The organism is Tumebacillus amylolyticus, assembly GCF_016722965.1.
Classification (GTDB): domain Bacteria; phylum Bacillota; class Bacilli; order Tumebacillales; family Tumebacillaceae; genus Tumebacillus; species Tumebacillus amylolyticus.
Genome location: NZ_JAEQNB010000007.1, coordinates 65,110 through 78,343, shown reverse-complemented (window position 1 = coordinate 78,343; position 13,234 = coordinate 65,110). Strand labels below are relative to the sequence as shown.

The window sequence follows — 13,234 nt, the reverse complement described above, 5'->3', positions numbered from 1 at the left end:
GGCCCGTTTTCCACGCAGCGGGCCGTTTTTTCAAAAAAACGCCCCCTCATTCCTCGGCGTCGTGACTAAACGGACGTGCTCCGGGAGTATCCTGTACCAACTGAAATTATTCATGAATCCCGATCTGACCCGTCCACTGACAAGGAGAGTGACGTGATGTCGCTGCTCGACATTCTTTTTTTGCTGATGGTTTTCATCGGCTTGATCACCGGCTTCCTTTCCGGTTTTGTCAACGGAATCGCCCGACTTCTTTCGTACATCATCGCCGCGGCCGTCGCAGCGCGATTTGCTGAACCGGTGGGCAAGCGCATCTGCGAATGGTTCGGAATCGACAAAGTCGTGCGCGAGATGCTCGCCAAGCAGATTCCCGAGCCGTTGCAAACGGCCCACATCTCTGCAGAGCAAGCCAAACCTCTGCTCGACCAAGCCAATGTCCCGCTGTTTTACCAGACGGAGATCTTGGAGAACCTCAAGCACTCCACCTTGCTCAACGCCATCTCCGACACGTACATGCACTGGATTTCCGCGATGATCGGTCTCGTGATTTTGACCACGTTGTTCTACTGGGTGATTCGAATCTTGATCTCGCCGCTGGTCGGAATGCTTCGTGCCGTGTTCCCGTGGGTGCTCGACCGAATCGGAGGGCTTGCGCTTGGCGCCGTGCTCACGCTCTTGGAACTGTCGTTCCTCGCCCTGTTTCTCACCACACTGTACGACTTGCCGAATTTGTCACCCGCTGTGAAGACCGCCATTCATGACTCACAACTGCTTCCCTCGCTCAACAACCTCGCACACACCCTGCTCCAAGGCTTGGGGGCCAAGGGATTGCTCCCTCCGGTGCTGCAATCGCCTGCGTTGCCGCCGCAACTCTAATGGCAGGGGGAGCCGTACGAGACTCCCGTCACAGTTTGGGAGTCTCTTTTTGTGGTATGATCACACTTTGGGAGGCGATAACAGGAATGGCACTTATCGAAGTCAACAATTTACGCAAAGAATTCAAACGGATCATTCCCAAGACAGGCTTCCTCTCCGGAATCCGCAATCTCTGGAATACCGACTATCACACGCATGTCGCTGTCGACGACATCTCGTTCCAAGTTGAGGAAGGCGAACTGCTCGGCTACATCGGCCCGAACGGCGCCGGCAAGTCCACCTCCATCAAGATGCTGACCGGCATCCTCGTCCCGACGTCAGGAGACGTCAAGATCGCAGGTCTGACCCCGTGGAAAGACCGCCGCCAACACACCCAGAACATCGGCGTCGTGTTCGGCCAGAAGACCCAACTTTGGTGGGACATCCCCGTCATTGAGAGCTTCCGCGTCTTGAAGACGATCTACAAAATTCCCGATGACCTCTACACCAAGAACCTCAACCAGTTCCGCGACCTGCTTGAACTCGACCAGTTCGAGAACACCCCGGTCCGCCAACTGTCGCTCGGGCAACGGATGCGTGCGGACTTAGCCGCAGCGCTTTTGCACGATCCGAAGATTTTGTTCCTCGACGAGCCGACGATCGGCGTCGACGTGCTGGCGAAGGAGCGTCTGCGCACCTTCATCAAGGAAATCAACCGCACTCGCGGTGTCACCGTTTTGCTGACGACGCACGACATGCAGGATATTGAAAAGCTCTGCCACCGCATGGCGATCATCGACGACGGAAACATCCTCTACGACGGCTCCATCGATGCACTGAAATCGAAGTTCGGCAACGAGCGCACCTTGGTCATCGAACTCGATGACGCCCCGTACCGCTTGAACTTGCCGGGCACCCGCGTTCTGCGCGAAGAAGGCCCCCGTGTATGGCTTGCGTTCAACCGTGACCAGTTCTCCGCATCAGACATCATGATGCGAGTCGCAGAGCACCATACCATCCGTGACTTGACCGTAGAGGAACCGGAGATTGAATCGATCGTCCGCGAAATTTACGAAGGCAGTCACGGGCGCAAGAGGGAGGATGAACATGTCCCTGTTTTGGATCTTCAGTAGACAGAACTTCTATCAACAGTCGGCGTATCGTCTGAACTTCTGGCTGGAGATCGCCGGAATCCTGTTGCAGATCTATGTCGTCTACAAACTCTGGAACGTGCTGTTCGACCAGACCCCGCAATCGTTTGCCGGGATCACCCTGCCGCAGATGATTACGTATGCCGTTCTCGGGATGCTCATCGGCTCGATCTTGAACACCAGCGAGGGCGTTCACACCTACATTCAGCAACAAGTGCGGATGGGGCAGATTACGACCGACTTGATGAAGCCGGTCGATTTCATCTTGCACATGATGGCGCGCGACTTCGGTTCGATGATTACCCGTCTGGTGTTTTTCCTCGTGCCGCCGATGGTGATTTCGTACCTGCTGTTTGACATGGTGGTGCCGACGTCCCCGCTTCGCATCTTGGCGTTCCTGTTGGCGGTGGCGCAGGCGTGGATGATTCTGTTCTTCTGCAACTTTATGTTCGGACTCATCTCGTTCAAAACGCTCGACCTCATGGGTTTCTCGTTCACCTACTTTGCACTCGTCCGTTTCGCATCGGGGCAGATCGTTCCGCTCTGGATGTATCCGGACGTGTTGCAGCCGGTCTTGAACTTCCTGCCGTTCAAATCGGTGTTCTACACCCCGCTTGCGATCTACAACGGCGTGCTTGGCAATTCGGCGTTGCCCTCGGCGCTTTTGACGCAAACGGTTTGGATGGTCGGGTTGTTTGTGGTCGCCCGTCTGATCTGGGGCCGTATTCACAACAGCTTGATCGTGCAAGGAGGTTGAGCCCATGCGTGACAACATGACCATTTACCTGACGATGATCCGCGCCGCTGTGCTGACGCGACTCGAATACCGCGCCGACTTTGTTATGGGCATTATCGGCGTCTTCATCCTCAACGCCGGGACGCTCGCGACTTCGTGGGTGCTGCTCAGCCGGTTCCAGAACTTGCACGGCTGGACGTTCTGGGAAATCGTCTTTCTCTACAACTTGTGGTTGCTCGGGCACGGCATCCGTGCCGTTTTCTTCCGTCACATCAACATGTTGGAACAATTTATCGTGGAGGGCACGTTCGACCAGATCTTGACGCGCCCGGCGAACCCGTTGGTGCAGTTCTTGGGTCGCGAAGTTCACTACCTCGGCGTCGGGGACGTCCTGCTCTCGATCTTCATGCTGGTGCTCGCCTACCAGAACCTCAACATGCACTGGGCTTGGTGGATGTTTGGTTGGCTGGTCGTCATTGCCCTCTCCAGCGCCATCGTCGAGATGGCGATCACGCTGTTGCTCGTCTCGACTTCGTTCTTGACGACTCGCTCTCGGGCGCTGGTCAACTCCGCCTCGCTGTTCTCGTGGGGCGTCGTGCAACAGTATCCGGTCGACATGTTCGGCAAACTCGTGCGCAGCGTCGTCACCATCGCCCTGCCGTTTGCGTTCATGAACTATTACCCGTCACTGTTGTTCCTCGGCAAGCAAGACCTCGTACCGTGGGGCTTCCTCACGTGGTACGCGCCTGTCGTCGCCTTGATTCTGCTCTACCTCGCCATCTCGATGTGGAACTTCGGGATCAAGCGCTACCAGAGCTCCGGCTCGTAAATTCGTCCTAAAAACAGACACCGCGCGGATAGCAAATGTGCATCGCTCCCCATAACTTGTAGGAGACACATTCTGCGAGGAGCCGATTTTATGCACATCTGCTATCTGTCTCCCGGTTCTGTCCCTCTGCCCCCCGCCCCCTGTACCTCGGTTGAAATCTACTCCAAGGAGATCGCGACGTCCCTCTCCCGTCGCCACTACGTCACCCTCTACGCCAAATCCAACCAGAACCTCACCCGACAGACCGGCAAACTGACCATCCGCCGCTTGATCACCCAAGGCGGGGTGCCTTATGCTCGCCAAACTGTGCGCGACCTGAAGGCCCGCGGAGCTCAACCTGACATCCTGCATGTGGAAAACCGCATCGCATTCGTCCCCATCCTCCGTACCGCATTTCCCAAGACCCCGATCGTCCTCAACCTCCATTCCAACGTCTTGATCTCTTCCACTCCGCTAACGACCGTACAGAAAAGCCTGCGCAATCTCGACGCATTGGTGGTGAACAGCCAGTATTTGAAACGCTTTCTCGTCAAACGCTATCCCTCGTTTCCCTCGCAAAAAATTCACGTCATCCACCCCGGTCTCGATGTCCGCCGTTTTCCCTCCCGTTTCTCCGCAACAGGCCAAGCCCTGCGCAAAGCCACCCGCAAACGCATAGGCGTTCCCGGCGACCGTCGGGTCCTGCTGTTCGTCGGACGCTTCATCGAGCGCAAGGGCATCACCCTCCTGCTCGACGCCTTCCGCCAAGTTCGGAAAAAACACCGCAACACCGAACTCTGGATCATCGGCGGACGCCCGCACGGATCGTCCGCATTTCACCAAGCGATCCGAGCAAAGTCCAAGGCGTTGCCGGTACGATTCTTCGGGTTCATCCCCCAGAACCGACTTCCTGCTTACTACTGCGCCGCTGATCTCTTCGTCTGTCCGTCACAGGCCCCGGAAGCGTTCGGCCTCGTCAACACCGAAGCGGCCGCCTGCGGATTGCCGGTCGTCGCCAGCAACGCGTGGGGCATTCGCGAGGCCGTCGCCGACGGCATCAGCGGCTCTCTCGTCACCAACTACAAATCTCCGGTTGCCTTCGCCACGGCGATCAACCGCCTGCTCGACAACCCCGCCCGCCTCGAAGCACTTGGCAAAAGCGCCCGCCACTGGGTCGCGCGCCACTTCTCTTGGGACAGGACGGCCCGCAAATTCGAAGCGTTGTACCGCAGACTCTGAGAAAAAAGGCTTGGATTCGCCCTTGCGAACCAAGCCTCTTTTTCCATGTCGGAAATTATCTCCGACGGTCGTTTCGAATTCGCACTTGGACCAAACTCTTGGCTTGTGCGTTCGTACGGGCATGCAGACGCCAGAGCTTCGTGGAACGCTCGAAGCTGCGCGGCATCTTGAGGATCTGAAAAATGTCGATGCGCGGCACCGTGTTCGCTTCGATCAGCCAGAGCTTGCCGTGCCGGTCCAGCCCGATGTCGAGCCCGTAGATCGCGTTCCGGTAGCGGGCTCCGAATTGAGATGCGATGCCAAGCGACAGCGTGCGCAGACGGCGGATCAACGCTTGTGAAATTTCGCGTTTGTACCCGAGCGCCGTCAAGTACTCTTCGACGGAGTGCGCCGTTCCTCCGGCGCTGACGTTCGTGACAGCGAGGTCCTTGCCGGCGATCTTCGAGAACATGCCGGTGACTTCCCAATCGCCACGCTCGTTTCTCTGCACGATGGTCCGCAGATCGACAGGCCGTCCCCGCCACAGGGCGAGGTCGATCCCCCGTTGGATCATGAAAACGCGACCCTTCTGCCGAGTCGTGCGCGCAATCCAGTCGTGAACGCGAGACAGAGAGTTCGTCTGCAACCGAGACCGTTGCATCTTGACCAAATACCCGCCCTCCGCCAATTTTTTTACGCAAAAAATGTTGTGCCCTCCACCGCCGAGGGTCGGCTTCACAAACACCGTCCCGTACCGACTCACATACTGCTTCAAACGATCATAGGAATACAGCGCCGTGTCGGGCAAATTGCCGCGCAACTCCTTCGACTTGACGACGATCCGATGTTTGACCCACTTGCTGCCGGGCGCCAATGGTTTCGTGCTCATGAGGGCGGTCGCCCCTCTCTCCTGAGTCTTGATTTCGATTCATACTATGGAGGTTGTCAAAAAAAAGCAACCCGGCCCACAGGGGGTCGAGTTGCCTTTTTCTAAATTAGTACGACATGAAGTAGGCGACACCGATCAGAGACAGCCAGAGATTGAGCATCGTAAAGTAACTGAATTCCACGATGGCATTGCGCTCGTAGATCGTCTTGCGGAAGATCAAGGTGAACAGGTAGCAGATCAGCCCGAATATAAGGAACAACAGCGCGATGGCGAAGTTCGAGTGCAGCCACTCGGGTGCGTAGACCTGCCAATTGGCCAAGTTGCCGTAGCTTAAGAAGATGTAGATCTGCGACGCCAGGTACAGCAGCACCGCAATCCAGAAATGGCGGGACGCGCGTTCGTAGAGTTCATCTTCGCGGCGCAGGACAAAGTACATCAGGTAGACATACGAGAGGCACGGCCAAGCGAGTGCCACGAAGAACTGAATGATCGCCGAACCGAGGTAGACCGGCACTTGCATCGCAGCCGTCTTGAAGTCGTCGGACGTCAACTGGTTCGAAGCGGCGGCGTACGTCGGGTTGTTGCTGGTTGCGTAGATGTCGAACGTTTCATACGTCGTCTCTTCGGTGAAGATCGTGGTGATTTCCGAGCCCTTTTTCTGCACGACAGGGTTGAGAGCGACTTTGTGAATGTTGGAGATGCGGGTGGCGTCCTGTTTCCAAGCGCCGTTTTGCAGGGTGCCGAGGTACAGTTCGTTGCCGCTAAACCGCGGAGAGGTGGCGGTGCTGGCAATAAACGCAAACTTCAAACCGTCTTGCTCCACGCCCGGCAGAACCACGGGGCCGTAGACGAATTTCGCTTCTTCGCCCAACTGCGTCATCGGCACGATGTTCGAATGATTCACTTTGGACGGATCGCTCAGCGGGAACGAATACAGATTCAGCGTTTTGGTGCCCAACTTGCCGATCTTCATCGAGATGAGGAAGTAGCCGTCCAGTTGGTCCAAGCCAAACGAAGAGGAGTCCACGCTGGAATCGGTGTTCATCGACAAATCCGTGACGAGAACAGGCGCCGTGCTCTGCCACGTCTTGGTGTCGAGCGTTGCATAGGTCAATTTGTAGATTTCGCCGCTGATTTGGTCAACGATGCCGATGTGGTCGACCCCTTTGTCGTCGAGGGTGGCGGTGAGATCGGAGACTCTTGCCTGCGGGAAGGTTTTCAACACGTTGAGAGAGTCGGTGCCGACCTCATAGATATTGAGTGATCCTTCTCCACCTGCGAAAAGCAGTTTCTTGCCTCCCGCTTCTTGCAGTCGGATCGCGGTCACTTTCGTTGCGATTTCTTTCGCTTGGCTCCAAGCCGTACCTTGCCACTTGGCCCATTTCAGCGTCTGGCCTTTGCCGATCCAGAACAGATCGTCGCCAAGCAATTTGTAATTGGTGTACGAGTAGATATCTTGGTTGGGAAGCGGACGCTTCTCCTCTTGAACCTGCTGGGTGGCCGGGTCGAGGGTCGCGAGCACGATGTTTTGTTCATTGAGATACGCATAGCGGTTGTCGCCTATGGCTTCGACCGGACGGTTCGGGGTCATCGTGCCGACTTTGGCGGAACGGCCGAACGGTTCGAGGAACGGTTTTACTTGGGCGGTTGTTTCCCAATACGTCATCAGTCCATAGACCACGACAAAAACTAAGAAAAAAGGAAGTATTCGCAAAAATTTCTTCATCCGTGGAGCCTCCTCACATTTTTCCAGATTACTACATGGGAGATCATTTGAAAAGTAGCAAAGCCATACTTCATCGGCGGTATGATTTGGTATAATAAAAAGGACTTGAACGAGGAGGAATGTTGCATGTCATCTACGGAACAGCTAACCGGTACCGTTGAGCGCGTGGAGATTCAGAGTCAGTTCTTGGGCGAGACACGCGAAGTACACGTGTATCTGCCGCATAACTACTCTCCGCTTTATAAATACCCGGTTCTGTATATCAACGACGGCTCCGACTACATGATGATGGGTCGGATGATCACGCTCTTGAACGAGAGGTTCCAAGACCGAACGGCCGGTCGATTCCTCGTGGTGTTTGTGCCGGTCGACAAAGCTCTGCGTTCGGACGAATACCATCCCGAAGGTGCGCGTCACGAAGGGTACGTGCGCTTTTTTGCTGACGAGTTGGTGCCGGCGATCGAAGATCGTTTTGCCGCGTTCCCGATGGGTCCGGCGCGCGGGATCATGGGCTCGTCGCTCGGAGCGACGGCGGCGCTGCATACCCTGTTGCAGTATCCGAAGAAATTCCACTACGTGGCGTTGCAATCCGGGGCGTTCAAAGAATCGACCTTCGCCGAACTGGAAGGCCGCCGCGATCTGGCCACCGTGCCGGTGTATCAAGTGGTCGGGCTGCAGGAAGCTACCTTCAAGAGCGGCAACGGCAAGATCATCGACATCCTCGCCCTGAACCGCCGCCTGCGCGATCTCTTGCAAGCGCAGGGCGTCGACGTCCAATACGCCGAGTACGACCACGACCACACCTGGGGCTTCTGGCAAGAAGACCTCCCGCGTGCGCTGGATCATTTCGTTAGACACACGGCTTTTTAAAGCGTTACAGTGAGAAAAAGCGACCCTGCCAAGTGGCGAAGGGTCGCTTTTTTACGTTCATGTTTACAATTGAGTGGCTTTGAGAAGCGCCTTCGCCGCTTTTTTCACGACGGCTTTGGGGTCGTCGGTATGTTGGAGGGCGAGGGTATGTAGGTCTTCTTTTACTTGCGGGGCTTGGGAGTAGACGGCCAGCAGGCCGGTGAGGGCGCGGCCTTTTTGTTTGGTGGAGAGGGCGTCCGTGAGCAATGGATAGGCTTGCAGCGCCGCACTCTCCCCTACCTTGGCATAGTTCCCCAACAAATCTACGGCATAATCGCGGACGATCGTGCTCGTCTCCGTTTCAAACAGGGTCGGCAGTTGCACAAGCAGGTCGCTCTGCACCACATCCGGCACGAGATGCGCCGTCAAGGCCAACGCGTGCATGGCTTCCCAGCGGGCACGGGTGGCTTTGTGTTGAAGCAATGGGAGCAGTGCCGACACGTAAGGCACCACGTACTCCGGATGGCTCTCCGCCACCATCGTAAACACCTCTGCGGCGTCGCCGACGAGTTTTTTATCCTTGCTCGTCAGACCTTGCGCGATCTGCTCCAACAGCTCCGGGTTCTCGATACAATCCACCACCACACGGCGGTTTGCAGCTTCGGTTGAATCTCCCACTTGGGAGGATAGTTGCTCCAGGATGCTCATCTTCGAACCTCTCCTATCATGTCTTTTCGGCGATACACGGAGAGACAGACTCCCACTACAGCCATCTGCAAAATTGTCTGCGCCCCTCCGTGCGCGAGAAAAGGCAATGAAAACGGAGCGGGAGGTAGCCAGCTCAAGGTCATAAATACGCCCCAAACAAAGTGCAGTGTAAAGTACGTCGTCAAAACAGCAACCAAAAACGTCCCGTACGATTCCCGAATCAATCGTACTGTCCGGAACATCCGCATGAGAAAGACCGCGATCAACGCGACCAAAACACCGCCCCCGACCCAGCCAAATGTGAAAATCACATAGGAATAGACGAAACCGGTCTCCAATTCAGGCAACATCGACAACTGTTCTACGCCGTGTCCCCACAACCCTGCATGTTTGATCGCTTCCAGCGACTGAACCAACTGATACCCCATCCCACCCGGATCTTGATAGGGATGAAGGAAATACGTAAATCGTTCCACCAGTTGATTCTGCCACGCAACAACCGTCAGAAAAGCTGACAATACAAACGCTACAACACCGTAAAGCATGACGAACTTCCACCCGGCCTTCGATACAAGCAGGAGGACCAGAACACACAGCGCATACTCCAACACCGGAAACGGGCTTCTAAACATCATGAGCAAAAAAGTCGGCCCCACAAAATACCCCAGCGCTTGTACCCAAGCAAAGCGCCGTTTCCAATCCCACTCCGAAAAAATCCCCGCCATCGCGAAGACGAGCAACAAAGGAGCGTACGCGCTGATATTGAGGTTCGCAAACCCAACATTCAAGTACGGAATCCCGTTCACGGAAATTCCCAAGAACTTCGCCATCAACAACAGCATCAAGGTTCCGTAGAACAGCTTTTTCGAGAACGCCTTGGTTTTCCGATAATCGTAAAAGAACAGCCCCGCCCCGATCAAAAGCCCGCCAAGTGTGGTCCAAACTTTGTTGGAGAACACATCCCAAGACGTGGACTGGCTGACCCCCATTCGATAGAGCACGAGCATCCCAAACGCAAGCAACGAAATCACCGTGAGCAGCAATACCCACTCCCATCTCGGCTTGTGAACCTGATCCAGACGACGTCCAACGACCCGTGGGTCTCCCATCTGGGAGATGGCACGTTCCATCGCCTCTTGTTCAGGCACTCCGGTCAACATGAACTCTGCGGCAAGGTCTTCGAGGTGACTGTCGAGTTCCAAACGCACTTCGTCGTGAATCTCTTGGCAGCGGATTTCTTCGCAGACTCGGTTGAGGTACTGCTGCTTCATGCGTTCCCCTCCCCGATCACCAAGTCCACGGCGTTGCGAAACGTCTGCCACTCTTCTCGCTTTTTCCGAACTTGCAGCCGCCCGGCTTCCGTAAGCCGGTAGTATTTCCGTTTACGCGCCCCCTCGCCGTCGCTCCAATACGATTCAACGTCTCCATTGGATTCCAACGTGTGCAAAAGCGGGTACAACGTCCCCTCTTTAAATAGAAACAGCCCGTTCGAAGCTTGTTCCATCGCTTTGATCATTTGATACCCATACAGGTCTTGTTTCTCAAGCAGAGAGAGAACCAAGATTGCAGTACTGCCTTTTAAAAGCTCTTTGTTCATCACGGACCCCTCGATTTCGTATCGGATTACGATGCATCGGATATCTAGGTATTATGATAGCACAAAATCTCCCATATGCAATAAAAAAAGCGGCAGACCCCGTCTTGTCTCCCGCTCCGCATGTTCTAGATCTCTCTCTTAAAATGCTTAAACCTCGTCCCCTGCGACGTCAATTCCCCACGATCTCCTGGAACGAGCATCCCAAACACCCGTCCGCTGACCGAAAGTTCGATCCGTCTCTGGTTCGCCAACTCAAACGTCAAAAAATAGTCGGTGTGTGCCGAAGTATTCATCGCCCCTCCGCTCACTTCGGTGCGCTTTCCAATCACGGTAACTGCTTGCGTCACGACAGGCGAGGCGTTGTTGGAAGCCCAAGTTGCCACTCCCCGCAAGACGACAAATCCGAACACCCCAATCACGACGATAAATACAAGCCCAAAGAGAATCTGCGATCCAAAACCCACAGCCATCCCCTGCCTTTTCTTTATTTTCCAAACACTTACAATCGTAGCACAAAAGCCGCCTCGAACAAACCCATTCCAAGGTGCTCGCCACCCTCATGGAACGAAACGGCCGTGTCGTCTCTCGCGACCGTTTGCTGGACAAGCTCCGCGTACTCGACATGGTCCCTCTGGTCGTCGAGGTCGTGGATTCGTTGGGCCTTGCAACTGGTGCATTTCTTGGTGGTTCGCTCCCGCTATTTATCGCGTTTGAAGCATGTCGTGGTATAATGTTCCATTGATAGGAGCGAATCGAAATGAGTACATGCCTAGATCGAGAATTGCTTCAAGACATACTTCAGCACCACCTCAAGCCTTTTGTCTCTGAAATTGACGTGAAAGGCGTGTATCCTGAGCACGTCATGAAAGCTCTGGGAGAGCACCGGTTTTTTTCTCACGATACGCCGTTTAACCTGAGTTTGATTCAGGAAGTGGCAACCCTTTGCGGCTCTACGGCATTCGTCCTGTGGTGTCATCTCATGGCGATTGACTATGTTCGCAGAGGCCAAAGTGAACATTTGAAACAAGACCTGTTGCCGCGCATGGAACGAGGAGAAGTCATGGGCGCGACAGGGTTGTCCAACGCGATGAAATACTACGCCGGCATCGAGGAATTGAAACTGCACGCAACCCAAACCTCGGACGGCTTCCGAATCAACGGAACCCTGCCGTTTGTCTCCAACTTAGGAGAGACGCACTGGTTTGCGTTTCTGTTCCAAACCGACGATGGACGACGGATCATGGGCATCCTGCCCGGTTATCAAGAGGGTCTGACTCTGACCGAACGAAAAAATCTCTTGGGCATGAACGCGACGGCGACCTACAGTTGCCGGTTCAACAATGTCTTGCTCCCCTTCGAGTCTGTCCTCAGCACGGAGGGCGATCTCATGGTCGCCGCTTTTCGCCCCGGCATGGTCCTGACACAAGTCGGGATCGCACTCGGTTTGGTCAGCGCCACGAATCAGGCTCTCGGAGAACGGAAAGACCCGCGATTGACGGAACTTCACCATCAGGCGGAACGCTTGTCCCAAGTGACGACGGTGACACCTCCGATTATGAAAGAGATTTTCCAACTTCGCTTGGATGGCGCCCATGCTGCTCTCGAGTCCGCACATACCGGAATGCTGCACAGCGGAGGTGCCGGCTATCAAGTCGACAGCCCGTTCGCCCGCCGTCTCCGAGAAGCCTACTTTCTGGCCATCGTAACCCCGACGATTACACATTTGGAAAAAATCTTGGGATAGTTCCACGGCTACACCAACACGGGAAACGAGGTTGCCGTGTTTCCTATCCTCATGCGCGATCAGCTATCAATAAAAAAAAAGCCCTTCCTCAACAGGAAGGGCTTATGCAATGGAAAAGGCATGGTCGCGACCGACCAAGATATGTTCTTTTATCGCAATTTCAGCGCGAGTGGGGTCTTGCTTCAGAATCGCGCCCTCGATGATCTCATGAGCTCGCAGGAGTTGCCCATTTGCTCATGGCTATATTTGTGGTAGGACTTGTAGGTAAGCGGGATCACGATCAATCGTTCCAGCATCGACGGCAACTGAGGGTTGCCGGAGGCCGCCCAGATCACGCGGTGAAACTTGGCGTTGATCTCGATGGACTCGTGGAGACGGCGAAGTGGATGGACTGGTGATGAAGGCAGGGCCCATTCGGATATAAAAAAGCGAGTCAGACCCCAAGGGGCCTGACTCGCTTTTTTTCTTAGAGCAACACCCACGCGCCCGGGCCGATCAGAGCGACGCCGACCGCGATGGCGATCAAGGCGAGGTTGTATTCAAATCCATTTTGCGTTACCCAGTAGCCGTTTTTGCCGTGGACCGTGAAGATGGCGATCAGCATCGTGATCACGATCAGAGCGGCACCGATCGGCGTCCAAACCCCTGCTGCAAACAGCAGCCCGCCGAGCAATTCTCCGAGCCCTGCCAGGAACGCCATCAGCACGCCCGGTTTCAACCCGATCGATTCCAACCAACCTCCGGTTCCTTTCAAACCATGCCCGCCAAACCAACCAAACAGTTTTTGCGTACCATGTCCTGCAAACGTGAGACCGATAATAAGACGGATGACCAAAAGTCCAAGATTCATCATTGTGTGTATTGCTCCTCTCCCAGTTGGGTGATGTTTTGTTAGTCACTTACTTTATGTAAGTATATTATTCTAAGTTAGCTTGTCTCGTCAAGAGGAAAATCTA

Annotated in this window: 15 protein-coding genes; 8 read left to right on the top strand and 7 right to left on the bottom strand. The window is 55.0% G+C overall.

All coding sequences use genetic code 11. The features are described from left to right. Window positions 1-156 precede the first annotated feature (156 nt). The 5 genes from JJB07_RS19615 to JJB07_RS19595 all read left to right on the top strand — a co-directional run bounded on the left by JJB07_RS19615 (window position 157) and on the right by JJB07_RS19595 (window position 4,786). Window positions 157-873, top strand: coding sequence for a CvpA family protein (locus tag JJB07_RS19615; protein WP_201637818.1), 717 nt, complete (start codon window positions 157-159; stop codon window positions 871-873). Window positions 874-959: 86 nt separating this feature from the next. Then, window positions 960-1,985, top strand: coding sequence for an ABC transporter ATP-binding protein (locus tag JJB07_RS19610; RefSeq protein ID WP_201637817.1), 1,026 nt, complete (start codon window positions 960-962; stop codon window positions 1,983-1,985). Continuing rightward, the gene (locus JJB07_RS19605) at window positions 1,960-2,760 is read left to right on the top strand and encodes an ABC transporter permease (protein ID WP_201637815.1); all 801 of its coding nucleotides are present in this window, start codon (window positions 1,960-1,962) and stop codon (window positions 2,758-2,760) included. The genes JJB07_RS19610 and JJB07_RS19605 overlap by 26 nt, the downstream gene beginning before the upstream one ends. A 4-nt stretch (window positions 2,761-2,764) precedes the next feature. After that, the gene (locus JJB07_RS19600) at window positions 2,765-3,568 is read left to right on the top strand and encodes an ABC transporter permease (RefSeq protein ID WP_236588237.1); all 804 of its coding nucleotides are present in this window, start codon (window positions 2,765-2,767) and stop codon (window positions 3,566-3,568) included. Between the two features lie 90 nt (window positions 3,569-3,658). Then, complete coding sequence (locus JJB07_RS19595) at window positions 3,659-4,786, top strand: glycosyltransferase family 4 protein (RefSeq protein ID WP_201637813.1); 1,128 nt, start codon at window positions 3,659-3,661, stop codon at window positions 4,784-4,786. 55 nt (window positions 4,787-4,841) lie between these two features. Here JJB07_RS19595 and JJB07_RS19590 read toward each other — a convergent pair whose 3' ends face one another. Both JJB07_RS19590 and JJB07_RS19585 read right to left on the bottom strand, forming a co-directional pair. Beyond that, on the bottom strand, window positions 4,842-5,654 hold the full coding sequence (locus JJB07_RS19590; protein WP_201637811.1) for a YheC/YheD family protein: 813 nt from the start codon (window positions 5,652-5,654) through the stop codon (window positions 4,842-4,844). A gap of 106 nt (window positions 5,655-5,760) precedes the next feature. Then, entirely contained in the window at window positions 5,761-7,380 is a 1,620-nt protein-coding gene (locus tag JJB07_RS19585) for a hypothetical protein (protein ID WP_201637810.1), read from the bottom strand. Between the two features lie 126 nt (window positions 7,381-7,506). Here JJB07_RS19585 and JJB07_RS19580 point away from each other — a divergent pair, with 126 nt between their 5' ends. Next, a complete protein-coding gene (locus JJB07_RS19580) occupies window positions 7,507-8,250 on the top strand; it encodes an alpha/beta hydrolase (RefSeq protein ID WP_201637808.1) in 744 nt (247 codons plus the stop codon). Between the two features lie 63 nt (window positions 8,251-8,313). Here JJB07_RS19580 and JJB07_RS19575 read toward each other — a convergent pair whose 3' ends face one another. The 4 genes from JJB07_RS19575 to JJB07_RS19560 form a co-directional block, all read right to left on the bottom strand. Further along, window positions 8,314-8,937: a hypothetical protein gene (locus tag JJB07_RS19575; protein ID WP_201637806.1), complete on the bottom strand. Its 624-nt coding sequence runs from the start codon at window positions 8,935-8,937 to the stop codon at window positions 8,314-8,316. After that, the gene (locus JJB07_RS19570) at window positions 8,934-10,208 is read right to left on the bottom strand and encodes an FtsW/RodA/SpoVE family cell cycle protein (RefSeq protein WP_201637804.1); all 1,275 of its coding nucleotides are present in this window, start codon (window positions 10,206-10,208) and stop codon (window positions 8,934-8,936) included. The genes JJB07_RS19575 and JJB07_RS19570 overlap by 4 nt, the downstream gene beginning before the upstream one ends. Beyond that, entirely contained in the window at window positions 10,205-10,534 is a 330-nt protein-coding gene (locus tag JJB07_RS19565; RefSeq protein ID WP_201637802.1) for a PadR family transcriptional regulator, read from the bottom strand. The genes JJB07_RS19570 and JJB07_RS19565 overlap by 4 nt, the downstream gene beginning before the upstream one ends. Window positions 10,535-10,659: 125 nt before the next feature. Continuing rightward, window positions 10,660-10,998: a DUF2500 domain-containing protein gene (locus JJB07_RS19560; protein ID WP_347338377.1), complete on the bottom strand. Its 339-nt coding sequence runs from the start codon at window positions 10,996-10,998 to the stop codon at window positions 10,660-10,662. A 293-nt stretch (window positions 10,999-11,291) separates the two neighbouring features. Between JJB07_RS19560 and JJB07_RS19555 the strand changes: the two genes are divergently transcribed. Further along, window positions 11,292-12,278, top strand: coding sequence for an acyl-CoA dehydrogenase family protein (locus JJB07_RS19555; protein WP_201637798.1), 987 nt, complete (start codon window positions 11,292-11,294; stop codon window positions 12,276-12,278). A gap of 236 nt (window positions 12,279-12,514) precedes the next feature. Continuing rightward, entirely contained in the window at window positions 12,515-12,676 is a 162-nt protein-coding gene (locus tag JJB07_RS19550; RefSeq protein ID WP_201637796.1) for a hypothetical protein, read from the top strand. Between the two features lie 68 nt (window positions 12,677-12,744). Here the strand turns inward: JJB07_RS19550 and JJB07_RS19545 are convergent, their stop codons facing one another. After that, window positions 12,745-13,131 carry a DoxX family protein gene (locus JJB07_RS19545; protein WP_201637794.1) on the bottom strand — a complete coding sequence of 129 codons (387 nt, stop codon included), beginning with the start codon at window positions 13,129-13,131 and terminating at the stop codon, window positions 12,745-12,747. Between the last annotated feature and the right edge of the window lie 103 nt (window positions 13,132-13,234).

What these genes read in the sequence shown, in the direction of transcription:
- JJB07_RS19605 (WP_201637815.1), top strand. Translation starts at nt 1,960, where the DNA reads ATGTCCCTGTTTTGGATCTTCAGTAGACAGAACTTCTATCAACAGTCG.
- JJB07_RS19565 (WP_201637802.1), bottom strand. Translation starts at nt 10,534, where the DNA reads ATGAACAAAGAGCTTTTAAAAGGCAGTACTGCAATCTTGGTTCTCTCT.
- JJB07_RS19595 (WP_201637813.1), top strand. Translation starts at nt 3,659, where the DNA reads ATGCACATCTGCTATCTGTCTCCCGGTTCTGTCCCTCTGCCCCCCGCC.
- JJB07_RS19580 (WP_201637808.1), top strand. Translation starts at nt 7,507, where the DNA reads ATGTCATCTACGGAACAGCTAACCGGTACCGTTGAGCGCGTGGAGATT.
- JJB07_RS19575 (WP_201637806.1), bottom strand. Translation starts at nt 8,937, where the DNA reads ATGAGCATCCTGGAGCAACTATCCTCCCAAGTGGGAGATTCAACCGAA.
- JJB07_RS19555 (WP_201637798.1), top strand. Translation starts at nt 11,292, where the DNA reads ATGAGTACATGCCTAGATCGAGAATTGCTTCAAGACATACTTCAGCAC.
- JJB07_RS19585 (WP_201637810.1), bottom strand. Translation starts at nt 7,380, where the DNA reads ATGAAGAAATTTTTGCGAATACTTCCTTTTTTCTTAGTTTTTGTCGTG.
- JJB07_RS19550 (WP_201637796.1), top strand. Translation starts at nt 12,515, where the DNA reads ATGGCTATATTTGTGGTAGGACTTGTAGGTAAGCGGGATCACGATCAA.
- JJB07_RS19615 (WP_201637818.1), top strand. Translation starts at nt 157, where the DNA reads ATGTCGCTGCTCGACATTCTTTTTTTGCTGATGGTTTTCATCGGCTTG.
- JJB07_RS19570 (WP_201637804.1), bottom strand. Translation starts at nt 10,208, where the DNA reads ATGAAGCAGCAGTACCTCAACCGAGTCTGCGAAGAAATCCGCTGCCAA.
- JJB07_RS19590 (WP_201637811.1), bottom strand. Translation starts at nt 5,654, where the DNA reads ATGAGCACGAAACCATTGGCGCCCGGCAGCAAGTGGGTCAAACATCGG.
- JJB07_RS19545 (WP_201637794.1), bottom strand. Translation starts at nt 13,131, where the DNA reads ATGATGAATCTTGGACTTTTGGTCATCCGTCTTATTATCGGTCTCACG.
- JJB07_RS19610 (WP_201637817.1), top strand. Translation starts at nt 960, where the DNA reads ATGGCACTTATCGAAGTCAACAATTTACGCAAAGAATTCAAACGGATC.
- JJB07_RS19600 (WP_236588237.1), top strand. Translation starts at nt 2,765, where the DNA reads ATGCGTGACAACATGACCATTTACCTGACGATGATCCGCGCCGCTGTG.